The sequence below is a fragment of the Methanorbis rubei genome, assembly GCF_032714495.1.
Classification (GTDB): Archaea; Halobacteriota; Methanomicrobia; order Methanomicrobiales; family Methanocorpusculaceae; genus Methanocorpusculum; species Methanocorpusculum rubei.
Genome location: NZ_JAWDKB010000007.1, coordinates 67,837 through 93,386, shown reverse-complemented (window position 1 = coordinate 93,386; position 25,550 = coordinate 67,837). Strand labels below are relative to the sequence as shown.

The window sequence follows — 25,550 nt, the reverse complement described above, 5'->3', positions numbered from 1 at the left end:
TTACGATTTTTTTTTAGCGGGCCGGAATTATTGCCCGGTTCATCATTGGTGGGTATCGGATGATTGCCATGTGCCGCCGGTGCAGCATTCGCTGATTGGAATTGAGATGAAATGTTGCCAGACGATGAAGTGGTCACTTTTACGAGATGGAAAAAATAAAAAAGAAGGATTAGTTCCTTCTCCTTAGCATTACACAGGCTGCAAGCAGTCCGAAGAGTGCTCCGGCAACCGGTACGGGGGCCTGGGTGAGCGTGGGTGCTGCGGTTGCAGCGCTGCCTGCGGGGTTCGTTGGAACAGGGGTGGCCGCAGATGCCTGAGCATTTGTTGCAGAGGCTGTTGCTGCTGACGTTGCAGCGGCAGTGCCTGCGGCAACGGTCGGCTGCGGCGTGGACTTCTCAACGGTTGATGCCCCGCCTTTTTCATAGACGATGGCAAAGGGTGAGAAGCTGGACGTTGTTGCAACGTAGTGTGCTGCACCACGCTCTTCGCCGATGAAGAACGTCGGGAGGTTTACCCATTCGCCGTTTACGTAGTGACGGAGGACGACGTCGTTCACACCAAGTCCCTGATCTCTGATGAGTGCTGCAGGGACACTGAACTCAACCTGGGCTGAGCCCTGGAATGAGGGGGCCGAGATGTCACTGACAAGGTAACTGTTCTGTGGCTCCGGAATTCCTGAGGGTTTGGTGTTCAGGACCACGGTTCCTGTGGTTCCCTGAGGGAAGTCTACACTGGTGAATCCGACCGAGCTGCCGAAGGATACACTACCGGTCAGGCTGATGCCTGCACTGGTTGAGCCGCTGTATCCACCGTCAGAGGAACCTCCACCCGTCGGGACAGGGGTCGGTACACCGGTGAAGGTTGCAGCGATGGTATGGTCTGCCACAATGTTTTGGATAGTGTAGCTGGAGACCGCACCAACAGATCTTCCATCAACTTTGACATCTGCAATTTTGTAGCCGTCTGCGGGATTGATGCTGAAGGATTTGTCATCTCCCGAAGTGACAGAGACAGCTCCGCTCGGGCTGATGCTGCCGCCGGGACCTGCTGTCGCGGTGATGGTAACAGTGGAGGGAGGGAGCTCTGAAAACTCTGCACGGATGGTGCAAGCTGCCTGAATGTTTTCGATGGTGTGGCTGCTGGCAGCACCGACGGATGTTCCGTCAACTTTGACGTCTGCAATTTTGTAGCCGGTTGCCGCAGTGATGGTGAAGGATTTGTCATCTCCCGGGGCGGCGGTGACTGCTCCGCTCGGGCTGATGCTGCCGCCTGGGCCTGCACTTGCGGTGATGGTGTAGGAGGTTGCGGTGAACGTTGCAGCGATGGTGTGGGATTCCATTACAGAGTCGAACTTGTAGTAGTTGACAGCGTCGACGGATGTTCCGTCAACTATGACGTTTGTAATTTCGTAGCCGGTGTCAGGGGTGATGGTGAAACCCTGACTACTTCCTTCGACGACAGGAATTTCACCATTCGGGTTGATGCTGCCACCGGTGCCTGCACTGGCAGTGATGGTATGGGTTGTTACGGTCTGGTCGGTGACGATGACGGTTGCCTTTGCCGCAGCGCTGCCGGATGATGCGCTGATGACAGCGGTTCCTGCCTGTTTGCCGGTGATGGTGACAGTGTTTCCAGCCTGAGTGATGGATACGTATTCGCCGCCGGTTTCGATTGACCAGGTGATCACGGCAGTGTCAAGATTTGTGTCAAGGGTAGTGTTTTTTGCAGTTGCAGTGATTTGGGCGGCGGCACCCTCTTTCTGGATGGTGACGGATGTTTTATTGAGTTCGATCTTGTCTGCGGTTGGTTCGAGGACGGTGATCATTGCCGCACTGCTGTAGGTGTGGGTGACAAAGTCGTTCTGAGTGTTGGTGACGTTTACGCGGTAGTAGGTGGTGCCTGCAGTGCTGATGTCAGGAGGGTAGGTTCTACTATTGGTTCCGACAGTACTGACGTCTGCATTAAAGCTCGGGTCAGTGGATTTCTGCCACTGGTAGCCGAGTGCGGCACCGGACGCGGTTACGGTGAGTTGGGCTGCGGTCTGGCCTTTGATGTAGGTTGCGCTCTGCGGCTGGGTGGTGATTGTTGGTTTGGCAACGACGGTGATGGTGGTCTGTGCGGTAAGAGACGGATCGCTGACGGATGCTGTGATGGTGTAACTGCCTGCGACTGTCGGGGTGAATGCTGCGGCTGCGCCTGTTTTGCTGTCTGCAATGGTGCCGGACGGACTGACAGTCCACTCGACGTCGTATCCGGCGAACTGTTTGCCGCCGTTATCTGTCGCTATCGGGGTGAGAGATACACTGTCGCCGAGAGCGATTGTCTGTTTGTCAGCATTAACGGTAAGTTTGGTCGGTGTGTCTGTGGTTACACTGATGGATGCAGTTCCGGTAGCGCCGCCGGCGGTTGCAGTGAGGGTGTCAGTTCCGTCACTGCTGCCGCCGGTCAGGGTGATGGTGGTGGCGGTTTTCGTTCCTTCGATTGTGAAGGCTCCGGTTTTACTCCAGGTGACCGGTTCGTCTTTGAGGAGTTTGTCGCTTGCATCATAGACGAGGACGCCGAAGGTCATGCTCTTGCCCTGTCCAAGATTGGCACCGCCGTCAGGCAGAGGTGCGCCTCCTGTTCCGGTGATGGTGACTGTGTGAGGTGTCGGGGAGGTTGTGTCCAGAAGGTTCGAAGAGGTGAACTCACTTGAGCTGATGCCGGTGTTTTTGAGGACGGCGGCAACAGAGTAGGAGGTCCCTGCGGTAAGGCCGGTGACCTGAAGGTCACTGATGGTGGAGCCTTTGACGAAGGTGCCGCCGGAGAGTTTCTGCGACTCACTGCTGCCGAGTCTGACATAGACGTCGGTTGCGTCGTTGGCGTTCGGGTCGAGCCGGATGCTGACGTTGGCAACAGTTGCGTTGATCCAGGTGACGGTGACGTTGCCCGAACCCGCGAGGGCAATCGGTTTGTTAATAACGGTTTTGATGGTGTCTGTGTTGTCGTCAGCGACAAGTGTCCACTTTTTGGTGTCAAGAAGGGCAAATCTGCTGAGAAGTTCGGATGGTTTCTGAGTTGTCTTTGTGTTGTCAACTGTGATGAGTGCTACGTTGTCGAGATCTTCTGCGATCGGATTGAAGCTGTGAATCATACCGGTGAACTCTCCGTTGACGGTTACCGTGGAGTCCTTGCTGTTGAGAGTGAACGGAAGGTCAGCGTCGAAGGTGACCGGGCCTGAGAGATAAACAGCAGTCTTGCCTGACGTGTCGAGCAGGTTGACAGTATTTTCTCCTTTTTTGTATTCGCCGCCGGTGAGGTTGAGGGTTGCATCGCCTGACTTCATGTAGAAATGGCTGCCGGTGTTGTTGAGAAAGAGAGTGGTCCCCCCGATGTTGTAGGTGCCTTGGGTATTTAAGCCGCCGCTCTGACTGATAGCGTGACCCTGATTGTGTATGATGCTGCCGTCGGTGATGGTAACGATCACAACAATAGGATTTGAGCTATTGAATCCAATGGCAGCACCGTCGGATTCTTTCGCGATGTTGTGAGAGATCTCGCCGCCGGTCATGAGAAATGATGTTGTGGCGAATTCTAATTTCTCGAATCCGATAGCAGCATATGTAGATCCGGTGTTGCCGGAGATTTTGCCGGCATGCATCGTGAAACTGTTGCCGTAAAGGAAGGCACCACCGCCATTCTGTGCAGTATTACCGGAAATTTCGCCGTCGTCAATAGTGACATCGCCACTTGACCTGATACCACCACCCTTATTAGTCGCAGTGTTACCGGAGATTTCGCCGCCGCCCATAGTGAAACTGCCACCGCCGTACCCCTCGAGATCGACGCCACCGCCATACTGTGCAGTATTATTGAATATCTTGCCGTTATTCATAGTGAACACAGCGTTAAGGCCATAAACCCTGACGCCACCGCCATACTGAGTCACAATGTTGTCGAAAATTTCACCGCCGTTCATAGTGAAATTGCCGACAACACCAACATAGACACCGCCGCCATCACCAGCACGGTTGCCGAAGATTTTACCGCCGTCCATAGTGAAGAAAGAGCCGGTGTAGGGGTAAGGGTCGGAGACACGGACACCGCCACCACTACCACTAGCACGGTTGCCAGTGATGTTGCCGCCATGCATAGTGAAACTGCTACCGGAGGTGACGTAGACGCCACCACCATCAGAACCTCTGTTGTCGGTGATGTTGCCGCCGTACATAGTGAAACTGCTACCGCCGGAGACGTAAACGCCACCACCAGTTCCAGCCCAGTTATCGGTGATGTTGCCGCCATGCATAGTGAAATTACCACCGGAGACAATACAGACGCTGCCCCCCTCATAAAAGTTATTTTCGGAGTCACCAGTTATGGTGACACCGTCGTTCATGATAAGTTCACTGCCAGAGCCGGTAACCTGAATCAAGCCGCAGTTGCTGTAGAATTCATCCGTCGATGCATTAATGATCAATATATCTGATGGTCCGCCAAGCGTGAGTATTCCAACACTGACGTTGATGAGGAAGAAGTTATTGCCGCCGCGCCATATGGTGTGACCGTTACCAATGATCGTCATGCTTCCAGTGATATTCACCGGTCCGGTGAGGAGGAGATCTTGGTTGAGCGTGAGAGTATCGTCGGCGGCGGTGGCAGCAGAACCGAGGGCAACTGCAAGAGCCTGGGCGGTGGCGAAGGTTCCTCCATTAAATACAAAGGCATCATCCGGCGATGCCGCAACCGGAGCTGTAAACAGTACACACGCACACAACAGTACTGCACACAGCAGCAGGGCATACTGCATCCATGATCTGCACGAAATTTTTTTCACGGAATCGTCATTCAATGACACACACATACATACCACATTCATACATACCACATTCATTTAGCCGGAAACATTGTGCGGACACTTCTTCGGAAGGAAGTTGCGGCCGATTATTTCCTATCAGGATAGGACGTACAAAGTCGGAAAACACACAATAAAAATTGCGATAAACATCGAAAAATGAGGAATAAAATGACATAATAAGAAAACAATATCTCACAAACTGTTCAAAACCAGTAGGGAGCCCGAATGCGGCGGGGTGATTCTACCGAGTATTTCAGAAGAATTCCAAATTTCAGACGCGGAGGGGGCAGATTTAATATGAAGGAGGAGATAATATACTATCCTGAGAGGATGTAATCGTCAAATTCATCCTGAGATGTATGCGCCTGCTCTTTTCGCAAAAATTTGCCGCAAAAAATATGTTTAAGTAACCCACTCCCTGATTTGCGAAAGACATAATATCGATGTTTTCGAGTGAAAATCCCAAAATCATCCATAATAAAACTATCTTTTGTCGAAAAGAACAACCAATCACAAAAAAATAAATACCAAAAATACCGATCAAAATACTGTCGTGCCGACTTGCGGACGATGGGAGGTATCGCAAAACATCACACAATTTTTGAAAACTGATGATGACTGATCCATTTTGCAGCTTTACACAAAACACCGGATCACTCATCAATGGTAGTTCAGTCTACCAGGAACCAACTCCTGCACAACAGGAGCGAGGAGCTAAGAGCTGTTGCATGTATCAGGGAAAAAGAACACACGGGCCACGACCCCGCACACTCTTTCTTATCCCAATGCATGTGCCCCGCTGAATACTCTTGTGTAACATATATGTCATTTATAGTATAAATATATACTTCGATGGTTGTAGTTGTGCGAGAGAGAAAGAGAGACAGAAAGCTTCTGCGAACCTCTCTTTCATTTCATCAGGAGCCGAACAGCTCCTCGCTCCTCGCCCCTCAGGGAAAACCTTGCCATGAAACGCCATGCCTACACCAATCTCACCGACGAGGAGTACCAGAATCTGGGAAAACTCGTCAAAAACATGGGATATCAGAGCCGAAGTGCCTACTACACTGCGGTATCCCGTGTTACTCTCTACGGCTGCCATGCAGCCAAACACCACATCACCGGAGACCTTGATCCTCCAACCATTCAGTGGATAGCAGCCAGACGATCTGCAGCCCTCGCGCATGATTTGATGTGGCAGACCTACTTTGACATCCTAAGCGAGCTTGCCTTTCCGGTGATCGCTTCCCGCGGCGCGCAGACCGCGTACGAACTGCTCTTTTCCGAACTTCAGAGTGCTATGACCGAACGCCTCGGCCGGATTCCTACCATTGAACAAATGCGGGTCTGGATACAGGCGTATGAGACGACGTATGCGGATCAGCTTGCCGAGCACCGCGCAGAACTGAACCGCGAATTGCGGCAGGAGGTTGAGTGCCTCAGTCGGGATGAAATGCCTGAGCCGGAGGAAGCAGATGACTGAATCCAATGGGTATTTCGGAAATACCTACTGTTGCCCCGCATGCGGCACTTCCTTCTCACTCATCCTTCGCGAGATCACCGGCACCGGCACTCTTGACGCTGATGCCCCTGTGCTCCGCTGCCCTTCGTGCCGTGCTGATACGGCAATCCGTGTCAGTCAGGCTGAGATGAGGACGATCACGACGTATGTTCTCAGCAGAGCTGAAGCAAAACAGCTGATTCGTCTCCGCATGCAGGAGAAGAGAAAGTCTGCGGAGGGATGCATATGACCGAACGTACCGAAATCAGAAAAGAATTCCCCAAAAATCAGGACTCCCCATGACCTACACCCCTTTTAACACCGAACATTTTTTGAAAACAACGTTACCCCAACTGCACCCGCGTCCAAACGACGCGTTTGAGGCAGCACTGCACAGCCGCGACCTTGCATACGCGTTTGAAGGCTTCCACTTCGGATTTCTCGAACAGTATCATCTGGATATCGAGACTATTCGTGCGGAAAATGTCGAGAGCGCCGAGTACCGGATCTTCCATCCGACGAAGACGGTCTACGAAGTAAATGTTGCAAAGCTGCGTGACGCACTGCCTGAGATTCATCAGAAGGTTGTGCATCTGCGCAGCTGTGATGTCGAGAAGTTCCTCGGACGCGGATATCTGTATGCGTGTGCAAAGAGTGCCGCAGGTGACCGCGTGACAGAGTATGAGCGCGTGAACCTTGCGGATCTTCGAAAGGTTTTGACACCTGAAGAGATAGGGCCGTATGTTGTTGCACGCGAACGCGTGGCGGGGCCTGAGATCATCACGGCGGCGGAGGCGAAAGAGCATGGTATGGCGTGAGCATCCGGGGCTGTGTGACCGGAAAATTTTGAAGAGGCAGTTGTTTTATGGCATGACGGTCGAAGAGATCGCTTTAAGAAATGGGTGCACGCGTGCAACGGTGAGGGCCGCGATGCATCACCACCGGCTGCGCAGGCCGCTGGTGCGGATGCCGGAGAAGGAGCGGGAGAGGCTCCGGCTCTAAACTTTTTTTTGTTGTGGCTGTGGCGTAAGTGTACTGTTGAAGTGGTGAATGAATGTGATGAGACTCTAAAATGCAGATCACACAAGATCAAAGAAACTCCCAAGCAGCTCGCGAGAAGATACCGGCATCAGATGCGCATATGACCCAAGCGTTTTATGCACAATCGCACCATCACGTCCGCTGGCAATACCTACACCCCGGTCAAGCCGGTATGCATATTTCACGCAGTCATCCATCACAACACCGCTGTAATGGAACTCATGGCCCCGGATAGGAAAACTTCTGCCCGCAACGTTTGCCGTCCCGACCACATACCCAAGCGCCTTCTTAACCGGCATCCTTGTGTCGCCCGCAAACACCCCGCACATCTCAGCAGCAAGCTCGCTCTCCCGCCCCTGCCATCCGCGTTCAAGCGTAAGCGACCGCGTCAGATACATCAACCCCCCGCACTCAGCGTACATCGGCACATCATTTGCCGCAGTCTCCAACACAGCCTCACGCATCGAATCATTCGCCTCAAGCTCTTTTGAAAACAGCTCAGGATACCCGCCGCCGAAAATATATCCGTCAGCGTCCGGCAGCCGGTCATGCATCGGACTAAAATACACAACATCCGCACCAAGACTGCGTAAAACCGCCGCAAGCTCCCCGTAATAGAAATTAAACGCCTCATCATACGCAACCGCAATCCGCGTCTCAGACGCCGGCTCCGAAGAAAGCATCCGGCTGACATCATTCTCAGGGAAGGACCTCTCCTTTGCAACCGACCTGACCGCGTCCATATCCACATACTCCCCGATAACATCCGTAATAAAATCGATCCGCTCGAAAAATTCAGAGTTATCAGACCCTTCGCGAAACGGAACAAGACCCAGATGCCGCATCGCAAGCTCCATCTCAGGCCGGCGCGGCACCGCGCCCAGAACAGGAATACCACAGTAATGCTCAATCGCCTGCTTCGCCTTGCTGATATGGCGGTCGCCCATCACATTATTCAAAATCACTCCTGAAATCCGCACATCAGGATCAAACGCCGCAAACCCCTTCACGAGAGCAGCCGCGCTCCGCGTAATACTCCGTGCATTCACCACCAGAACAACCGGCAGATCAAACAGCTTCGCAACCGATGCAGTACTCCCGACATCAGTCAGCGCATCAACGCCCTCATACAGACCCCGGACCCCTTCAACAATCCCGTACTCTGCCCCTTTTGCACCGTAGGCAAAAAGCCCTGCGGTTTCTTCCGGAGTCTGCACAAACGTGTCAAGATTATAGCAGGGACGCCCCGTAACTCCTGCAAGATAAGAAGTATCGATGTAATCCATCGCAACCTTATAGGTCTGCACAGAAGACTCCTTTGCAAGCAGTCCTGCGATTGCGAGCGTCACGCTCGTCTTTCCAGCACCCGATCGGTCACCTGAGATCAGCAGCGACTTCATACCAGACTCCGCAGCACCGCCCCGAACTCGCTCTCCACAATCTCATGCACACCAAGCGTCTTCGGGTGCAGGTCGATCTCGACCATCACATGTGCATGCCCCTGATCCTTCAGCGGCCCCACCTGTCGCGGGCCGTTGGTCACCGAGAACACCGTAATTCCGGAAAGAGACTCAGGGGTAAGCGCGTGTGGAACGCCGACAAGTAAAACAAAGTCAGGTTTGACCTCGGCAATCCGTGCGGCAATCGCAGGACCGTTTGCCCCGTACTCATCAAGTGCTCCGATCAGCTCAGGGTCAACCCCGCGCTCACGCATCTGCGCAAGAATCGCGGATGCGTCGCCCCGCACTTTTGGCAGACCGCGTTCCTCAAGGTTTGCAATGTAGAGAATGTCTGCGTCAGGAACCGCGTCATGCAGCGCAAGCAGCTCGTCGGCAAACATGTATGCGGTCTCCTTTTTGGCATTCATGATCGCCATGCCGCGTTTGCCGGACTTAGCAAGCGCGATGAGTTCCTTTGCTGCGACATGCTTTAAGTCGCCCCGCGAGGGTGCGATGTACGTCTTGCAGGCAGCGCCGCGTGCCCGCTCAGTTGCGTTTGCCGCAGCGAGAACGGTTCTCTGCCGGTCAAGCTCTTCGGCAGTGATCCAGCCTGCCGCAGCCGCCGGTTCAAGTGCTGCGATCACTCCGTCGATGTTTTCGCGAAATCCTGCATGGATATCCACCGCGACTGCGGGCGTTGCAATGCCGGACGCTTCGATTGCCGCCTCCATATCCTCGCCGATGATCATGGATACGCAGGTGCCGACGACGGCTATCTTCTTTGGTGCAAACTCCTCTTCGGCGTATCGAAGCACATCCTCAAGCAGTCTCTGGCCGCCGAAGATGAACTCCTCGTCTCCAAGGGAGGTCGTCAGAACGCGGATGCCGTCCTCTTCCAGCAGGCGTGCATGCTTGAAGGAACAGCCGGACGGACCGTGCAGAATGGCAAGGTCAACATCCAGGTCCCGCAGCGTGTAGAGGGCTGCGACAATCGAACTCGGGCGGGGCTGAACATATCTCATTTCTTTTATCTCCATGTTTTTGCGGCAAGGAGGACACAGCCTCCGGTTTGTTCGGCGAACTCAAGCGCTGCGGATTTTGCGGCGTCAAGCGTTGTGAAGACGGCATCAGCAGTTGCAGCAGCGGCGGAGCCGCTGCCGGACTCAGCAATCAGCAGTGTGTGGGCGGGAGCAACTCCCGCAACTGCACGAGCGATCTCAGATGCCGGAAATCCTTCGCAGACCGCATGATGCTCCATGCCGATCACAAGAGTCACCGGAAGGCCGGGGCGCATTTTCCGCAGATATGCTGCTGCTTCAATGGTGTTGTCGGCATTGGTGCCGCTGTTTGCATTGTCAAGCACAGCAACCCCTTTCTCTTCAAGAAGACACATGCGGCCGGGAAGCGCGGTGAAGTCTGCGAGTTTTTCCACCGGCAGGCCGAGCAAAAGCCCGGCGGCGGCGGCGGCAGAGAGTGCGGCGCGGTATCCGGCAAGGCTGAGAAGCGGGTTTATTAGCTCGCCGCCATCCCATGAAAGCGTGTCGGCAGACACGGTGACGAGTTCCTCAGTGACATGCCACTCAGGCATCGTTGGAACACCTTCAGGCACAAGGACGGTTTTGCACCGTTCAAGGCTTTTGCATTTTTCGGCGACTGCACTTTTCGTCCCTGCGGCGATTTTATAGTCGTCCGCAGATGTCAGAATTCCAAGCCTTCCAAAGCCTGCAACGCCTGCTGACTCCTCAGCAATCAGCCACTCGGCACCGCACTTCTCTGCAGCAGTGCAGGCATCAATGACTGACGCAGGCGTGATGCTTTTTTTCCAGAGAAATTTTTTCTCAGGGTATGCAAATGTGCCGCTGCTTGTATGTAGAATACCGCGACCCTTCATCAACGAGGCGAGAGCGAACGCGGTCGTGGTCTTGCCGCGGGCTCCGGTGATCTCAACGGAAACTGCGGGTGCAGTCACGAGACCCTGCACCATCTCATGATGCGTGAGGCATTTTGCTTTTGCAAGAAGAGGATATGCAGGGTTCAGATGCACGGGAGCTGTTACCAGATCATAGGTTTTCTCAGCCGCAGCGTCGGCGGGAAAACCTGTTCCCCGATACACATCCACCGCATCAACTTCATCGCCGCGCAGCCGCAAGGCTTTGGCAATGTCAGATCCGCCGTGAATTGTGTCAAGGACCAGTACCCGCATAGATGTTTAGAGATGCGCTGCTACGGCGTTCTCGGCATTCTTCAGCATGAGCTCTGCAAGCAGCGGGTCAATGCCGATGGGCTCTGCATAAACGACCGGAATCTCTTTGCCGCTGTCGAGTGTGAAGACACCACGGTTTGAGCCGCTCTCAAGACCGAGAAGGCCCGGGATGTCGCGGAGAACATGGATTCCTTTGGCAAGGAACAGGGGAACAACGACTAAGAGGTCAAGGTCTTCTTTTCTCATTGCGTCAAGTCCTTCCGGAACGGTCGGGACGCTGTTTTCCATAAAACAGGATTTTATCAGATATTTGTCAGTTTTATCCGCCATCATCTGCGCGGTCGTGGTGATGAGTTCTTTATTGTACTGCAGTCTGCTTCCGTGGCCGACAAGCAGGAGACCATTTTTGCTCATGATAGTGTATTGGCGGCGAGAGGTTAAAAAAAGTGTGAAAAATGGAGGAGGTTCGTAATACTGATGTATGGGATACGTGAAGGAGGAGAGATTTTTATTTTTAGTTTTGTTTAGAGTAACCACACACAAAATCTCAGGAAATCCCTTAATCCCCTTCACCCCCAATATATAATCAACAGAACATGCCAGAACCTCTGCCTACCCTCACCTACACCGACGGCCTCATACCGGTAATCGTCCAAGACGCAGCAACCAAAACCGTCCTCATGTTTGCCTATGCAAACGAAGAAGCAGTCAGTCTCACTCAGAGCACCGGCTTTGCCCACTACTACAGCCGTTCCAGAAACAGACTCTGGAAGAAAGGCGAAGAGTCCGGCCACCTGCAAAAGATCATCGAAATCCGCGTGGACTGCGATGCAGACTGTCTCCTCTACCTCGTCGAACAGACCGGCTGTGCGTGTCACGAAGGGTACTTCAGCTGTTTTTTCCGCAATATCAACGGCAGCATTCTCCTTCCAAAACTCAAAAACCCTGAACAGATCTACAGCCAGAGATAGTAGTCCTAATATTCTATTGGATACCCATAAATAATGGTAGATTTTTTATGATACTCGTACCGGATACAAGCGTCGTCATCGACGGACGCGTCACCGCCCTGATAGAACAGGGCGAATATCGTGGCGCAACGATAATTATACCCGAAGCCGTCTTCGCCGAACTCGAAGCACAGGCCAATCAGGGAAGAGAAATAGGGTTCTCAGGTCTCGCAGAACTACAGAGACTCTGCAAACTCAAAGAAGAAGGACTCATCAATCTGGAATATGTCGGGCAGCGCCCGAGACTCGATCAGGTCAAACTCGCCGGCGGGGGAGAGATTGACAGCATGATCCGGGATGTTGCAATCGTCCACAAAGCAACCTTCATCACCAGCGACTACGTCCAGGCAGAAGTCGCCCGTGCAAAAGGCATCAACGTCATCTTCCTGCGGCCCGAAGTCACCAACAACTTTGCACCGCTCTTAATCGACGAGTTCTTCGACGAAAACACCTTCGCCGTATATCTCAAAGAACGCGTCGCACCCTACGCACGCAAAGGCACCATCCGCGAATCAAGACTCGTCACCATCCGCGAAACCCCGTCAAGCGAACACGAACTGCGGGCAATCGCTCAGGAATGTCTCGAACGCGCCAAACGCCATCCTGATGGATTCGTCGAAGCCGAACTCCCGGGCGTCACCGTGTCACAGATCGGCTCCATGCGGATCACCACCACCCGCCCGCCGTTCTCCGACGGCATCGAAATAACCATCGTCAGACCCACCCGCGAAGTCTCCTTTGACTCCTACAACTATGCCGCAGCACTCAAAGAACGGCTGAATATCGGCAACGGCGGAATGCTCATCGTCGGAACACCGGGGTCAGGAAAATCCACGCTTGAGCAGAACATCGCAACCTACCTCTCCGGCGAAAACTACATCGTCAAGACCATCGAGTCGCCCCGCGACCTCATGGTGCCGGACAAGATCACCCAGTATGCAGCTCTGGACGGCAGCATCGCCGCAACCGGCGAAGTGCTCACCCTCCTCAGACCCGACTACGTCATCTTTGACGAAATGCGCAGATCCGAAGAGCTTGCAGTCTTTGCCGACCTCAGACTCTCCGGCATCCGCGTAATCGGCGGACTGCACGCACGAAGCGCACCCGACGCACTCATCAGGCTCGCAAGCCTCGTTGACCTCAACCTCATCCCGCAGATCGTTGCAACAGTCGTCTTCGTCAAAGAAGGCGACATCACCGACCTCTACAGCGTCAGCACCGTTTTCGGTGTCCCGGCAGCACTCGAAAGAATCGGCGACCCGCAGGTCAGACCGATCGTTCGGTTCACCAACATCATCACCGGCGTAATTGCCGCAGAAGCCTTCCGCTACGAAGGCGAAGTAACCGTCACCTCAGGCGGAGGCGTCCACCCGGCAGAAGCCGTGCCGACAACGGCATCATCTGCAAAACAGCAGACGAAGACAGCCGCAGCGCCACCAACTCCTGTAAAGGAGATCTCTGACGACGAGTATGACGACTACGACGAGGACGAGAGCGAAGGCAACGGACATCACACACCGCCGCCGGTCCACTCAATGCCGACCTATGAAGTAACCGAAGACAACCCTGCATGGCTCGTCCTCGAAAAAGAGATTCAGAAAGAGATCGCACGCTTCACCGAAGGCGAGATCATCGTTCGGATGATCAACGACACCAAAGCCGCAGTCTACATCGAAGACACCGACGTTCCCGCAGCAATCGGCAAAGCAGGCAAAAACATTGCAGCTGTTGTCAGTAAAGTCGGTGTCGGCATCGATGTTCGTCCACTAAGCGACCTGCCGGGACGGGAAGTCTCTACCCCGGCCGCATCCACTGTAAACCAGACGGGTGCGTTTAAGATTCGCAGTGAGAAAAAACAGCTCGCTCTCATATGCCCCGAGTACAGCGGCAAAATTGTCGACCTCTTCTCAGGCAAAGAGTACCTGTTCACCGCAACGGTTGATGCACGCGGCGAGATCCACCTCGCAAGAAACAGCAGCATCGCCATGGAAATGATCCGCCGTTATGGAGCAGGTGAGGAGCTGAAAATTCGTCCGGTGGACTAAAATACCATACAACATAGGTGATTAATTTGGCAAAAGAGTTGGTTATGAATGACATTGAGCAGGAGATCCGTTCCACTTGGATTCCCGCCTTTGAGTCAAACCCGTCTGAGGACAAAGAAAAATTCTACATCAACGTAGCATTCCCCTACCCGAGCGGCGCAATGCATGTTGGTCACGGCAGGACCTACATCGTGCCCGATATCGTAGCACGGTTCTGGAGAATGAGAGGAAAGCAGGTGCTGTTCCCGATGGCGTTCCACGTCACCGGAGCACCGGTGCTCGGCATTGCAAAACGCATTGCAAAGAAGGACGAAAAAACGATGCAGCTCTACGGCGGTCTCTACCGGGTTCCGCAGCAGACGCTTGACTCCTTCACCGACCCGATCGTGATCGTCAACTACTTTGCTGACGAGTACGAGCGCGTCATGAAACAGCTCGGTCTTTCGATCGACTGGCGCAGACGGTTCACCACGATCATCCCCCAGTACAGCAAGTTCATCGAGTGGCAGTACACCCATATTTACGGTCAGGGCAAGGTCCAGAAAGGCGAGTATCCGGTCAGATACTGCCCTGCCTGCGACCAGCCGGTGGGCGACCATGACCTGCTTGAAGGCGACTCAGCAGAGGTCAAGCACTTCGTGTTCGTGAAGTACCAGTTCGATGAGTTCTTCATCCCGACCGCAACCCTCAGACCGGAGACCATCTTCGGCGTAACGAACCTCTGGGCAAATCCTGAGGTCACGTATCTGAAGGCAGACGTTGACGGCGAGAAGTGGATTATCAGTGCCGAAGCCGCAGAAAAACTGCGGATGCAGAAGCACACGGTAACTGAACTCGGCACAATCCCCGGCACCGACCTTATTGACAAGGCCGCACAGCATCCGCTGACAGGCGCACCGGTGCCGATTCTTCCGGCATCGTTCGTGGACCCTGACATGGGTTCAGGTCTTGTGATGAGTGTTCCGGCCCACGCACCGTTTGACTACATTGCACTGCGCGACCTCCAGCAGCAGGGCAAGTATCAGACGATTTCGCCGATCACTCTTGTAACCGTTCCTGACTACGGCAAAGTTCCTGCACAGGAGATTGTCGAAAAGAACCGGATTCCAAATCAGGACGATCCCCGGATGGACGAGCTGACGCAGGAGCTCTACAATGCAGAGTTCTCAAAAGGAAAACTCAATGAGAACTGCGGAAGCCATGCAGGAAAATCCGTTCGTCAGGCACGTGAGGATGTAACAAACGAGTTTGTAGACACCCGCGGCAGCATCATCTTCCATGAGATGAGCGAGAAACGCGTTATCTGCCGGTGCGGCAACCGCGTCTATGTAAAAATTCTCGACGACCAGTGGTTCTTAAACTATGCTGATCCTGAGTGGAAGGCAGAGGTTCACGAGCAGATGCCAAAGATTGAGCTTGTGCCGCCGGAGGTTCGTGCCGAGTTTGAGCGAACCGTAGACTGGCTGAAGGTCTGGCCCTGCACCCGCCGTGTCGGTCTTGGAACCCGTGTGCCGTGGGACCCGAAGTGGCTGTTTGAGCCGCTGTCGGACTCAACTGTCTACATGTCCTACTACACGATCGCACACAAGATAACAAAGATTCCGGCAGAGAATCTGACGCCTGCGGTATTTGACTACATCTTCCTTGGCAAAGGAAATGGCAGTGGGCTGCCGGTTGATGCAGCGACGCTTGCAGAACTGCGGTCCGAGTTCCTGTACTGGTATCCCTACGATTACCGGTTCAGTGCAAAGGACCTCATCTCCAACCACCTGACCTTCCAGCTGTTCCATCACCGGGCAATCTTCCCTGACGAACTCCAGCCCAAAGGCATGGTCGTGTTCGGCATGGGCCTCTTGAACGGCATGAAGATGTCGTCTTCAAAGGGCAATGTGTTCCTGTTGGAGGATGCGGCAAACGAGTTCGGTGCTGATACGGTGCGGATGTTCCTTGTGGGCAGTGCCGAGCCGTGGCAGGACTTTGACTGGAGAAACGAGCTGGTGCTGTCGGTGAAGAGGCAGATCGAGCGGATGTGGCAGATGGTCTTGGACGCAAGCAGTGCGACCGGCACTGCGGCGATTGATGCATGGCTGCTGTCGCGTCTGCAGCACAGAGTCGAGGCGGCAACTAAGGCCCTTGCAGCGTTCCAGACCCGCCAGGCTCTTCAGGAGGCATACAACGGTATTGTGTCGGACCTTGCCTGGTACCGCCGCCGGCTTCCGGAAGGCTCAAGCGGAACGGCAGCCCTCACTGAGGTTATGTCGGTCTGGATTCGCCTGATGGCTCCGGTTATCCCCTATACCGCTGAAAAGATGTGGCAGGAGACCGGTCACGAGGGTCTGGTGTCGTTTGCGGCATGGCCGGTTAGTGACCCTGCAAAGGTCAATGAGTCGGTTGAGGTGTCTGAGGAGCTGCTCCAGAGAACGATTGAGGATATTCAGTCGATTTTAAAGCTGGTCCAGATCGAGGCAAAGAAGGTGACGCTCTTCACGGCTCCGGCATGGAAGCATGCGGTATTCAGCATTGTTGCGTCTGCTGAGGACAAGCGCAATGTGGTGAAGACGGTGATGGCTGATGCTGATCTCAGAGCGAAGGGCAAGGATGCAACCGATGCGGCAGTTCAGACGGTGAAGCTGATTCACAGTCTGCCGCCTGAGCTGGTGTCATCCATTGCAGCAGGCGTTGATGAGACGGCAATCTTTACTGCGGCAAAGGCGTTCCTTGAGAAGGAGTCAGGTCTCGCGGTTGAGATCATCGCTGCTGACACGACTACACACCCGAAAGGCAAGATGGCACTGCCGTTCAAACCGGCAATTGTTGTCGAATGAAGTTGGTTTTGCTAAAAAACCGCTTCATCTTTTTTTGAATAAGAGCCGCGATGATGAGTTTCATCGTTTAAGATTTTTCTGCAGGTGGTCTCGCTTGGAATAACCACGGAACACACGGAACACACAGAATTCCACGGAAAAAACACAGAATACCGCTTCGCTTACGGAAAACACGGAAAATCTAAGTGTACGGGTATTGGTATATGTCACCGTTTTGAGATGCCAACTTCCATAGGCTTTCCCGCGAAGCGGTAAGCAGGCCGAAGGCATGCGTTCCGTGTTTTCCGTAAGCGAAGCGGTATTCTGTGTTTTTTCCGTGGAATTTCGTGTGTTCAGTGTGTTCCGTGGTTGCCCCAAACAAAACCAAGGACAGAAATCCCTTTTTCCTTATACTATTTCATACCGCGTAAGTCCTAACTAAAAAAAATATCAGAGTCAGGCGACCGGATACCGGACATCGTACTCAGTAACCAGATTCGTCCCGACCATTTTCGATCCTTTCAGGTCAAGCCGAATCATCTGATCCTCTGAATCGATGTGCATGCCGCCGACAAGGGAGGGAGTGTCGTCGCCGCCGACGATGAACGGCAGATGAATCAGCCGGATCTCATCCACCAGCCGGTAATGCAGCATATGCCAGTTGAGGGTTGGCCCTCCTTCGATGATCAGTTTGCGTACCCCAAACTCCCGGTACAAGGCATCCATCAGCAGCGGCAGGTCCACTTTGTCATCGCCCGCAGCAACCACATGCACACCTTTTGCCTTCAGCACCTCCACACGGTCGGCGGGGGCTGCTTTTGAGACGGCGACAACCGTTGGTGCAATGGACGTATTCAGAATATTTGCCGTGAGAGGAATGTCAGCCATGCTTGACGGTATCACCCGAAGAGGATTTTTTCCTTCAACCAGACGAACGGTAAGGATTGAGTTGTCAATTTTTATTGTGGACGAGCCGACCATGATGGCGTCATAGGAGGCGCGGGTCTCATGCAGAAGAATTTTTGCCTCGGGCGACATGTGTTCCATCAGAATTTTGCTGGAAACGCCGCGTCGCAGGGTGAGTTTGCCGTCCGTGGTAATCTCGGAGATCATAAGGACATGGGGTTTTTGCAGTATTGTGTCCATGAAATATTTCCTCTTGATTCATGACAGCGAGAACAGTCCACGCTGTCTGAATTATAGTAGATGTGTTGTGTCCGAGAGCAATAGTATTTTTCGTCATGGATTACCTTTCGTGAGGCATGTGTAACCGCATTTTCTGGTGACTTGCGAAAACATCAGGAAGTCTGATACCATGACAACAAAACCTATCATCTCACCCTTCCCATTATCTGATATCATGCAGGCGGCAGGGTCAAAATCTCAAAAAACGAGCATTACCGTTTCCCCTCATATCAAAAAGCGTGTTTGTTCGCTAAAACGTGGAAACCAAACATATGATGACGTTCTTGAGCAGATGCTGACTGCAGTCGAAATCGGCGAGAAAGGAGAAGAGGGAGGTGTTGTTTTTTTGAATACGGTCTATGTCCGTGACGATTTAAAGAAACTGAAGCGCCCGATCCCATTAAAAATCACCATTCAGGAAGATAACTCACTAATTCTCAGCAATGATGAATACTCGTTTCTGATAACCTGCAGAAATCTCGCCGAAGGTATGGAAACGGCAAGATTGATGTTTGCTGATGACTACGACTTGTACACCGATCCGGAAAATCAGGTACATCCTTCCGCCGCTGCTTATGGAAAACTGTTAAAAAATAGCATCTGGATGTGAGCTGGTGACAGTTCTGAAAGCAGATAAAGTGAGTAAAGCCCTGAAAAAGAAGGGGTTTGTAATCCAACCCGGCAGGACAGATCACTGCCGCTTCATCTTCTATGCTGACGGGTATCCAATCAAAGTGAAAACATATATGAGCCGCAATGGCCAGGAAATCGGAAATGAACTGCAGTCCTGTATGGTTGAGCAGCTCCATCTCTCAAAAACAGAGTTTGCAGAAATGATCTCCTGCGAAATCGGACATGACGAACTTCTCGCCCGTTATGCTGCTCTGGGCATCCTTCCAAAAGACTAATATCTATTTTACCAAGACGCTGATAAAACGCCCAAAAAACGAGGATCATCACCTATCAGTCGGCGGATTCTAATATAAGTAAAAGCTAAAGAATATTTGGTATGGAAAAACCCGTCCCGCAGTGCATCATGCAGCAGCAACAGCCCTGCATAATGCAGTCAGGTTCACTATGAATATTACCGCTCTTCGTCCACGACTGATTGGCTGCATTGATCCAATTGGAAATATATTCGTCAAAATTGGAATGAAGCCGAATCAGATAACGATTCTGTCGCTCATATTCGGCATTGCCTGCGCAGTCTGCTACATGAAGCAGATGTTTCTTCTGGGCAGCATCCTTCTTTTGATCTCTGCAGTGCTGGATTTGGTGGATGGAAACGTCGCACGAAAGACCAACCGCAAAAGTGACTTCGGCGCGGTGCTGGACTGGATCATCGACAAATATGTGGACGGACTTGTGCTGCTCGGAATTGGGCTCTCAGGAACGGCAATCATCTCCCAGTTTGTGGCTGTCCCCGCATACACGGATATTGCGATCGTGGGTCTCGCCATCATCGGCTCTCTGATGAACACCTTCATCAAACCAGTGACCTATGCCGAGATCGGGTACACGAAAAAAGAGGATGGAAAAATCAGCGATCCCCTTGAAGGAGTGGGATTTTTTGGAAGACCGGAGACCATTCTCTGCCTGATAGTGTTTGGCCTCATCAGCCAGATATGGATTGCAGTGATTCTGATTGCGGTCTGCACGAACCTCTCAGCCCTTCAGAGAATCATCTACCTTGCACGCCGGTACGGCGGCTACAAACAGGAGTAGCCACTCCGCAATCTGTTTTTTGAAATCAATAAAAAAAAGATTATTGTTGTGCCCAGGCACCTTCGGATCCGTCGCGATAGAGACTCACGACCTCGCCGATCACAATAATCGCCGGAGGCTTCACCCCGACCTTAGCCGCAACAACGCCGATGTCTGCAAGCGTCGCACATGTTACCCGTTGATTTTTGCGGAACCCGTTTTCAATCACCGCAATCTTCGTCTCAGGGGATTTGCCGTTCTCAATCAGGAGTTCTGAAATCAGCGGCAGATTCTTCACGCCCATAAAAATAACAATCGTCCCCGGGCTGCCGGCAAGCCACTTCCAGTCGATTGAGGAGACCTCTTTATCAGGATCCTCATGACCGGTTACAAACGTCACCTGACTCGCCCAGGACCGGTGCGTTACCGGAATGCCCACGCACTCAGGAACCGCAATGCCGCTCGTTACGCCCGGCACAATCTCGACTGCAATGCCGTGTTCACGCAGCGTCTCCATCTCCTCGCCACCGCGGCCAAACATAAACGGGTCGCCGCCTTTCAGTCTGACAACATTGCCTCCAGCCTTGGCCTTCTGCACAAGCAGCTCCTCAATCTCTGCCTGCTTCATCGTATGATGCCCGCCGTACTTGCCGACATCAATCTTTTCAGCGCGCGATGGAAGCGTCGCAAGGACATCCTCGCCCGGCAGCTGATCATACAGAACAACGTCCGCAGAGTCGATAACCTCACGCGCCTTTGCCGTAAGAAGTCCGAGACCTCCGGGTCCGGACCCCACTAAAAACACTTTTCCAGTCATACCTTTAGTCCGAGGAAAGCCCTCGCCTCCTCAATCAGATCAGCTGCAATCTCTTTGAACTGCACACCGATCTCTCGTGCCTCCTCAATACTTCCGACAGTCCCGGTAATCCGCTCACCGCGTGTGCCGTCAAGCGACAGCACCTCGGCAATAAGATGCCCGTTCTGGCAGAAAATACCCTGCGGCGTAAAACAGCCGCCACCAACCTGTTCCATCACCGCGCGTTCAATACCAGTGTCAAGAGCGGTCCGGAAATCGTTCAGCGGAGCAAACGCTTCCAAAAGCTCAGGAGTGTCACGGCAGACAACCGCGACCGTTCCCTGATTCGGGGACGGCACAAACATATCAAGCGGCAGTCGGACCCCGTTCACATGGTAGCCGAGCCGCACAAGACCTGCCTCGGCAAGCACAATCGCATCATAGAGACCGTCGTTCAGTTTGGAGAGTCTGGTGTCTACATTGCCGCGCAACGGTTCAACCCGCACCTGCGGCATGCACTGATAATACCGCAGAAGCTGCGCACGCCTGCGGGTGCTTGAGGTTCCCACCGAGTAGATCTCATCCACCGGTCGGTTGAACACAAAAAAGTCCCATGGCGGATCGCGGGGAAGAATTGCCGCGGTGACAAGACCGTCGGGTCTCTCCGCAGGAATATCCTTCATGCTGTGAACCGCAGCATCGATCTCGCCCCGCAGAATTGCGTTGTCAAGCTCGCGGACAAACACACCCTGACCGCCTATCTGATGCAGACCGCGGTCAAGCACGGCGTCCCCGACTGTTGTAATAATCTCAGACTCTGCTGCAACACCGTTTTTGTTCAAAAGGCCGAGCACGTTGTTGGTCTGGGCAAGGGCAAGCTTGCTACCGCGGGTGCCGATTCTCACCGTCGGCATTATGCATATACCCCGGAAAGTTTCACCATCTCGCCATCGCCGTGCGCATTTGACAGGAAGTTGGTCTCAAACTGCGATGGAGGCATGAACACGCCTGCGGCAAAAGCTCTCTCCCACAATTTTCGATATAACACCGTGTCGCATTCTTTTGCCTCGGCATAGTTTCTCGGAGCTTCGGATCGGCAGAAGTACTTGAACATTGAGCCGAGCCGCACGAATGTTCCCGAAGTTGATGAGTGAATGCTCTCTTCAAGGGTTCGAGTTCTCTCGTCAAGCTTTGGATAAATCTCCGGATGCTGATGCAGATACTTGTTCATCGCAATACCTGCTGCCATCGTCAGTGGGTTACCGTTGAAGGTTCCGGCATTGTAGACCGGTCCAGCAGGGGAGATCATCTCCATAATCTCGCGTCTGCCGCCGAACACACCGATCGGAAGACCGCCGGCAGTGATTTTGCCGAGCGTTGTCAAGTCAGGGTTGATGTCATACTTTACCTGCGCACCGCCGATACCAAGCCGGTAGCCGGTGATGACCTCATCAAAGATCAGTAAAACATCATGCGCCGCAGTGATCTCGCGGACGGCCGCAAGGTATCCGTCGTCCGGCAGAATCGGGCCGATGTTTCCCATCACCGGCTCGATGATGAAAGCCGCGATGTTGTCGTTTTTCGAAAGCAGGGTTTCAAGACCTTCCGGATCGTTGAATGCAACCTGACGGGTGTGCGCTGCAAAGTCTGGAAGAACTCCGGCAGAGTCTGGGGTTCCGTGCGTTGTGGCACCAGAGCCAGCCGCAATCAGAACCGCATCATGCGCACCATGGAATCCGCCTTCCACCTTCACAATATCAGATTTACCGGTGAACCCGCGGGCAAGACGGATGGCCGCCATGGTTGCCTCGGCACCGGTCGAGACAAATCTGAGCATATCCATCGACGGGTGGTCGCCTGTAACCCTCTTCGCAAGATCGATCTCAAGCTCGGTCGGGGTCCCGAACAGCCAGCCGTTTTCCAGCTGGGAGGTGATTGCCGCTTTAATCACCGGATGGGCATGACCAAGAAGCAGCGGACCGTAGCCAAGACAGCAGTCGATCAGCTGCGTTCCTTCAACCGTGGTCAGAATCGCGCCTTTTGCTGACTTCACGTAAAACGGATACGGTTTAATTGCCCTGACCGGACTTGAAACGCCGCCCGGAAGCAGGGTCTGGGCTTCCGCGAACAGTTCCTTACTGTTGACCATGCAGCCACCTCGCAACATCCTGCGCATAGTAGGTGATGATGAGATCAGCCCCCGCACGTTTGATTCCTATAAGTGACTCCATCACAATCCTCTTTTCATCGATCCATCCGTTCTGTGCTGCTGCTTTAATCATTGAGTACTCCCCTGACACCTGATAGGCCGCGGTCGGCAGGCCAAGCTCTTTGACCTGCCATAAAATATCCAGATAAAATCCCGCAGGTTTGACCATCAGGATATCTGCGCATTCGTCCGCGTCAAGAACCGACTCCCGCACCGCCTCGCGGCCGTTTGCCGGATTCATCTGGTAGGTTGACCGGTCCCCAAACGAGAAGCCTGAGTCTGCCGCTTCACGGAACGGGCCGTAGAGGGCTGAGGCAAACTTGGTTGAGTAGGACATGATCGGCATCGACTCAAAACCTTCCATATCCAGAGCATCGCGGATTGCAATAACCATGCCGTCCAGCATGCAGGACGGCGCAATGATGTCAGCACCGGCAGCAGCCTGACTGACAGCAATCTTCTGCATCAGTTCAAGAGATGCATCATTGTCAAGGTCCGGGCCGTCGCAGGATTCGTGAATGATGCCGCAGTGGCCATGGCTGGTGTACTCGCAGGCGCAGAGGTCGGTGATGACCACCATTGAAGGAACTGCTGCTTTGATTGCACGAACCGCCTGCTGAACAACTCCATCCTCGGCAAATGCCGAGGAGCCTACATCGTCTTTGGTTTTTGGAATGCCAAACAGAAGCACAGCTTTGATGCCGTCCGCGGCAAGATCTCTGGCAACTGCCGCAGCATCTGCAAGCGGCCAGCGGTACTGACCTGGCATGGATGCGATCTGAACTTTTTCTGTTGAGCCCTCCTCAAAGAAAAGCGGCATAATGAGGTCATTGGTCGTTACGGTATTTTCGGTAAAGAGCGGACGAAGAATTGGTCTTCGTAGCCTTCTTAATCGTGTTTGAGGAAACATACTTGTTCTCCACGGGTAATTGCATCAACCAGTTTCCGGGCTGTTGTGATGTCAGTACACTCTGCGCTTGCACGTATCGACATGGTCGCGTCGGCAAGGAGTTTTTTTGTGAGGACTCTGGTCAGGTCATCCATGATCGCGATCGTTCTTGGGTCGGCAGGCCCCAGCTTGCCGATCGCTTTGTCACGTTCGCGTACACGAATTGACTCTGCCCAAGTATAAAGTCCTGCTATCAGGTCGCCTGCAGCGGTCCGGTTGTAGAGTCTGACGAACTCGGGCAGGTAGGCATCTATCATTTCGTTGGCATGGGTTGCTTCATCTTTTCGGTGCTCCATGTTCTTTTCCGAGACCGATCTGAGATCGTCGATGGTGAAGAGGTGCACACCCGGAATTCTGCGGCATGAGTCGTCGGTGTCGCGAGGCTGGGCAATGTCGATGAGAATCAGTTTTCTGGGTTCAGGGTCAAGCGGCCAGAACCGCTCGTTCATGGCGATCGCAAGAGGTTCGGCATTGATGATCGCATGCGGGGCTGCGGTGCAGGAGATGACGACGTCGGAAAGTGCGATGCAGGGATAGAGCTGGTCCATGCGCATCGCCCGGCCGCCAACCTCCTGCGCGAGCTCGACCGCATGGTTGTAGGTGCGGTTGGTGACGTAAATTGCCCGCAGATTTTTTTCCGCGAGTGCCTGGGTGACAAGTTTGCCCATCTCGCCGCCGCCAACCACGAGAATGTTCCGGTCGTCAAGGCTTCCGAGAAGTTCCTCGGCAAGCTGCACAGCGACAGAGCCGATCGAGACCGCACCGCGGTTGATGCGGGTTGTTGAGCGGATGTCAACTCCTGCATGGATTGCGGTGTTGATGCAGATGTCGGTGATTGGGTCTGCGGTGCCGCACTCTGCTGAGAGGAGAAGGGCACGTTTGAGCTGACCGAGAATCTGATCTTCGCCGATGATCATGGATTTCACGCCTGAGGCAAGGGCAAGCAGATGCAGAAGTGCGGATTGTCCTTCATACAGCACAAATCCTGACCTTCCAATGCTGTGCAGGTAGTCTGTGAGTGCAGTGCCTGTTCCGTGCACGAGGATTTCGACACGATTGCAGGTTTGCAGGAGCACAACACCTTTGAAGTGTTCGCGGGCTTCTGCAAGAAATGCGGACTCGTCGGAGAACCGGTACTCGGCAAGCTGGGTCTGGTCCAGTGTCAGGTAATCGATGCCGGCAACGGCAATCTGGGTGAGAAGCTCAGTGTCCTGCGTCATAGATATTCCAAAACAAGATCCGCATAGTCTGTGTTTTCGCGGCATGCCTGCCATATTCGTTCATCGCAGAGAATGGCGCGGAGGACTTCGGCACGTTCTTCCTGATTCTCTGTTGTTGTTTTGAGCTGTTCGCGCAAATCATGCATCAGGCGGATCATATTGTCAAGGCCTTTGTACCGCTCTTCAAGGTCTTCGCGAATAAATTTGGGGACTGCAGGTGCAAGGCCTGAGGTGGATACAGCGATAGTATACTCATCGCCGGAGAGGGTCGAAGGGATAAGAAATGTTGAACCGCCGCCGGTGGCTGAGTTATACCATCTGCCGCAGGCGTTTGCGATTTTTATGATGCGTTCATTTTCTCCGGCATCGGATAGTGCGGCAATTACAAAATCATGACGCTCAATCAGTTTCTGAAGGTCTTCATCCTCGATCGCTGAAATATCCATCTGTTTGACTGAGACCTGCGGCAGGGAAAATATCTCTGGAGAGATGTCGCGGGAGACGATTGTCATTTTGCAGCCTGAGAAATGACGGGCTTTCCGGACGCCGACTGCTCCCGCACCAAAGAGAAGCACACGCTTTGCGGAGAGATCAAGCATCAGCGGAA

At 53.4% G+C, this 25,550-nt stretch carries 22 protein-coding genes; 10 read left to right on the top strand and 12 right to left on the bottom strand.

What is annotated here, in order from left to right:
* Positions 1-169 precede the first annotated feature (169 nt).
* The gene (locus McpCs1_RS08435) at positions 170-4,816 is read right to left on the bottom strand and encodes a PGF-pre-PGF domain-containing protein (RefSeq protein ID WP_338096814.1); all 4,647 of its coding nucleotides are present in this window, start codon (positions 4,814-4,816) and stop codon (positions 170-172) included.
* 988 nt (positions 4,817-5,804) lie between these two features.
* Here McpCs1_RS08435 and McpCs1_RS08430 point away from each other — a divergent pair.
* The 4 genes from McpCs1_RS08430 to McpCs1_RS08415 all read left to right on the top strand — a co-directional run bounded on the left by McpCs1_RS08430 (position 5,805) and on the right by McpCs1_RS08415 (position 7,340).
* Positions 5,805-6,320, top strand: a complete 516-nt coding sequence (locus tag McpCs1_RS08430; RefSeq protein WP_338096813.1) for a hypothetical protein — start codon at positions 5,805-5,807, stop codon at positions 6,318-6,320.
* Positions 6,313-6,588 carry an FmdB family zinc ribbon protein gene (locus McpCs1_RS08425; protein ID WP_338096812.1) on the top strand — a complete coding sequence of 92 codons (276 nt, stop codon included), beginning with the start codon at positions 6,313-6,315 and terminating at the stop codon, positions 6,586-6,588. The genes McpCs1_RS08430 and McpCs1_RS08425 overlap by 8 nt, the downstream gene beginning before the upstream one ends.
* A gap of 82 nt (positions 6,589-6,670) precedes the next feature.
* Positions 6,671-7,156, top strand: a complete 486-nt coding sequence (locus tag McpCs1_RS08420; protein ID WP_338096811.1) for a hypothetical protein — start codon at positions 6,671-6,673, stop codon at positions 7,154-7,156.
* Entirely contained in the window at positions 7,143-7,340 is a 198-nt protein-coding gene (locus McpCs1_RS08415) for a hypothetical protein (protein WP_338096810.1), read from the top strand. Before McpCs1_RS08420 ends, McpCs1_RS08415 begins: the two co-directional genes overlap by 14 nt.
* Before the next feature lie 77 nt (positions 7,341-7,417).
* Here McpCs1_RS08415 and cfbB read toward each other — a convergent pair whose 3' ends face one another.
* Genes cfbB through cfbA form a run of 4 tightly spaced genes read right to left on the bottom strand, consistent with a single transcriptional unit; the run spans position 7,418 to position 11,435 of the window.
* On the bottom strand, positions 7,418-8,779 hold the full coding sequence (gene cfbB / locus McpCs1_RS08410) for a Ni-sirohydrochlorin a,c-diamide synthase (protein ID WP_338096809.1): 1,362 nt from the start codon (positions 8,777-8,779) through the stop codon (positions 7,418-7,420).
* Positions 8,776-9,840, bottom strand: a complete 1,065-nt coding sequence (gene cfbD / locus McpCs1_RS08405) for a Ni-sirohydrochlorin a,c-diamide reductive cyclase catalytic subunit (protein ID WP_338096808.1) — start codon at positions 9,838-9,840, stop codon at positions 8,776-8,778. Before cfbD ends, cfbB begins: the two co-directional genes overlap by 4 nt.
* A 5-nt stretch (positions 9,841-9,845) precedes the next feature.
* Complete coding sequence (gene cfbE, locus McpCs1_RS08400) at positions 9,846-11,021, bottom strand: coenzyme F430 synthase (RefSeq protein ID WP_338096807.1); 1,176 nt, start codon at positions 11,019-11,021, stop codon at positions 9,846-9,848.
* Between the two features lie 6 nt (positions 11,022-11,027).
* Complete coding sequence (gene cfbA / locus McpCs1_RS08395) at positions 11,028-11,435, bottom strand: sirohydrochlorin nickelochelatase (protein ID WP_338096806.1); 408 nt, start codon at positions 11,433-11,435, stop codon at positions 11,028-11,030.
* A 182-nt stretch (positions 11,436-11,617) separates the two neighbouring features.
* Here cfbA and hisI point away from each other — a divergent pair, with 182 nt between their 5' ends.
* The 3 genes from hisI to leuS are packed head-to-tail and all read left to right on the top strand — an operon-like array spanning position 11,618 to position 16,901.
* Entirely contained in the window at positions 11,618-11,992 is a 375-nt protein-coding gene (gene hisI, locus McpCs1_RS08390; protein ID WP_338096805.1) for a phosphoribosyl-AMP cyclohydrolase, read from the top strand.
* Between the two features lie 47 nt (positions 11,993-12,039).
* Entirely contained in the window at positions 12,040-14,076 is a 2,037-nt protein-coding gene (locus McpCs1_RS08385) for a PINc/VapC family ATPase (protein WP_338096804.1), read from the top strand.
* Between the two features lie 44 nt (positions 14,077-14,120).
* Positions 14,121-16,901, top strand: coding sequence for a leucine--tRNA ligase (gene leuS, locus McpCs1_RS08380; RefSeq protein WP_338096803.1), 2,781 nt, complete (start codon positions 14,121-14,123; stop codon positions 16,899-16,901).
* Between the two features lie 435 nt (positions 16,902-17,336).
* Here leuS and McpCs1_RS08375 read toward each other — a convergent pair whose 3' ends face one another.
* On the bottom strand, positions 17,337-18,026 hold the full coding sequence (locus tag McpCs1_RS08375; protein WP_338096802.1) for a RibD family protein: 690 nt from the start codon (positions 18,024-18,026) through the stop codon (positions 17,337-17,339).
* Between the two features lie 169 nt (positions 18,027-18,195).
* On the opposite strand from McpCs1_RS08375, the gene McpCs1_RS08370 reads away from it, so the two are divergent.
* The 3 genes from McpCs1_RS08370 (at position 18,196) to McpCs1_RS08360 (ending at position 19,790) form a co-directional block, all read left to right on the top strand.
* Positions 18,196-18,675 (top strand): hypothetical protein, encoded by a 480-nt coding sequence (locus McpCs1_RS08370; protein ID WP_338096801.1) that lies wholly within the window; start codon positions 18,196-18,198, stop codon positions 18,673-18,675.
* Positions 18,676-18,679: 4 nt separating this feature from the next.
* Positions 18,680-18,973: a hypothetical protein gene (locus tag McpCs1_RS08365; RefSeq protein WP_338096800.1), complete on the top strand. Its 294-nt coding sequence runs from the start codon at positions 18,680-18,682 to the stop codon at positions 18,971-18,973.
* Positions 18,974-19,142: 169 nt separating this feature from the next.
* Entirely contained in the window at positions 19,143-19,790 is a 648-nt protein-coding gene (locus McpCs1_RS08360) for a CDP-alcohol phosphatidyltransferase family protein (protein ID WP_338096865.1), read from the top strand.
* A gap of 40 nt (positions 19,791-19,830) precedes the next feature.
* Here McpCs1_RS08360 and cobA read toward each other — a convergent pair whose 3' ends face one another.
* Genes cobA through McpCs1_RS08330 form a run of 6 tightly spaced genes read right to left on the bottom strand, consistent with a single transcriptional unit; the run spans position 19,831 to position 25,542 of the window.
* Positions 19,831-20,586: a uroporphyrinogen-III C-methyltransferase gene (cobA, locus tag McpCs1_RS08355; protein ID WP_338096799.1), complete on the bottom strand. Its 756-nt coding sequence runs from the start codon at positions 20,584-20,586 to the stop codon at positions 19,831-19,833.
* Positions 20,583-21,479, bottom strand: coding sequence for a hydroxymethylbilane synthase (gene hemC / locus McpCs1_RS08350; RefSeq protein ID WP_338096798.1), 897 nt, complete (start codon positions 21,477-21,479; stop codon positions 20,583-20,585). Before hemC ends, cobA begins: the two co-directional genes overlap by 4 nt.
* Positions 21,479-22,714, bottom strand: a complete 1,236-nt coding sequence (hemL, locus tag McpCs1_RS08345; RefSeq protein WP_338096797.1) for a glutamate-1-semialdehyde 2,1-aminomutase — start codon at positions 22,712-22,714, stop codon at positions 21,479-21,481. The genes hemC and hemL overlap by 1 nt, the downstream gene beginning before the upstream one ends.
* Entirely contained in the window at positions 22,701-23,684 is a 984-nt protein-coding gene (gene hemB, locus McpCs1_RS08340) for a porphobilinogen synthase (RefSeq protein ID WP_338096796.1), read from the bottom strand. Before hemB ends, hemL begins: the two co-directional genes overlap by 14 nt.
* A complete protein-coding gene (gene hemA / locus McpCs1_RS08335) occupies positions 23,663-24,943 on the bottom strand; it encodes a glutamyl-tRNA reductase (protein WP_338096795.1) in 1,281 nt (426 codons plus the stop codon). The genes hemB and hemA overlap by 22 nt, the downstream gene beginning before the upstream one ends.
* On the bottom strand, positions 24,940-25,542 hold the full coding sequence (locus McpCs1_RS08330) for a precorrin-2 dehydrogenase/sirohydrochlorin ferrochelatase family protein (protein ID WP_338096794.1): 603 nt from the start codon (positions 25,540-25,542) through the stop codon (positions 24,940-24,942). The genes hemA and McpCs1_RS08330 overlap by 4 nt, the downstream gene beginning before the upstream one ends.
* Positions 25,543-25,550 lie beyond the last annotated feature (8 nt).

Excerpts from the sequence above, each read along its gene's own strand:
- hemA (WP_338096795.1), bottom strand. The coding sequence starts at position 24,943 with ATGACGCAGGACACTGAGCTTCTCACCCAGATTGCCGTTGCCGGCATC.
- hemC (WP_338096798.1), bottom strand. The coding sequence starts at position 21,479 with ATGCCGACGGTGAGAATCGGCACCCGCGGTAGCAAGCTTGCCCTTGCC.
- cfbA (WP_338096806.1), bottom strand. The coding sequence starts at position 11,435 with ATGAGCAAAAATGGTCTCCTGCTTGTCGGCCACGGAAGCAGACTGCAG.
- cfbE (WP_338096807.1), bottom strand. The coding sequence starts at position 11,021 with ATGCGGGTACTGGTCCTTGACACAATTCACGGCGGATCTGACATTGCC.
- McpCs1_RS08375 (WP_338096802.1), bottom strand. The coding sequence starts at position 18,026 with ATGGACACAATACTGCAAAAACCCCATGTCCTTATGATCTCCGAGATT.
- McpCs1_RS08415 (WP_338096810.1), top strand. The coding sequence starts at position 7,143 with ATGGTATGGCGTGAGCATCCGGGGCTGTGTGACCGGAAAATTTTGAAG.
- McpCs1_RS08425 (WP_338096812.1), top strand. The coding sequence starts at position 6,313 with ATGACTGAATCCAATGGGTATTTCGGAAATACCTACTGTTGCCCCGCA.
- hemB (WP_338096796.1), bottom strand. The coding sequence starts at position 23,684 with ATGTTTCCTCAAACACGATTAAGAAGGCTACGAAGACCAATTCTTCGT.
- leuS (WP_338096803.1), top strand. The coding sequence starts at position 14,121 with ATGAATGACATTGAGCAGGAGATCCGTTCCACTTGGATTCCCGCCTTT.
- McpCs1_RS08385 (WP_338096804.1), top strand. The coding sequence starts at position 12,040 with ATGATACTCGTACCGGATACAAGCGTCGTCATCGACGGACGCGTCACC.
- McpCs1_RS08370 (WP_338096801.1), top strand. The coding sequence starts at position 18,196 with ATGACAACAAAACCTATCATCTCACCCTTCCCATTATCTGATATCATG.
- hemL (WP_338096797.1), bottom strand. The coding sequence starts at position 22,714 with ATGGTCAACAGTAAGGAACTGTTCGCGGAAGCCCAGACCCTGCTTCCG.
- cfbB (WP_338096809.1), bottom strand. The coding sequence starts at position 8,779 with ATGAAGTCGCTGCTGATCTCAGGTGACCGATCGGGTGCTGGAAAGACG.
- McpCs1_RS08330 (WP_338096794.1), bottom strand. The coding sequence starts at position 25,542 with ATGCTTGATCTCTCCGCAAAGCGTGTGCTTCTCTTTGGTGCGGGAGCA.
- cfbD (WP_338096808.1), bottom strand. The coding sequence starts at position 9,840 with ATGAGATATGTTCAGCCCCGCCCGAGTTCGATTGTCGCAGCCCTCTAC.
- hisI (WP_338096805.1), top strand. The coding sequence starts at position 11,618 with ATGCCAGAACCTCTGCCTACCCTCACCTACACCGACGGCCTCATACCG.
- McpCs1_RS08360 (WP_338096865.1), top strand. The coding sequence starts at position 19,143 with ATGAATATTACCGCTCTTCGTCCACGACTGATTGGCTGCATTGATCCA.
- McpCs1_RS08430 (WP_338096813.1), top strand. The coding sequence starts at position 5,805 with ATGAAACGCCATGCCTACACCAATCTCACCGACGAGGAGTACCAGAAT.
- cobA (WP_338096799.1), bottom strand. The coding sequence starts at position 20,586 with ATGACTGGAAAAGTGTTTTTAGTGGGGTCCGGACCCGGAGGTCTCGGA.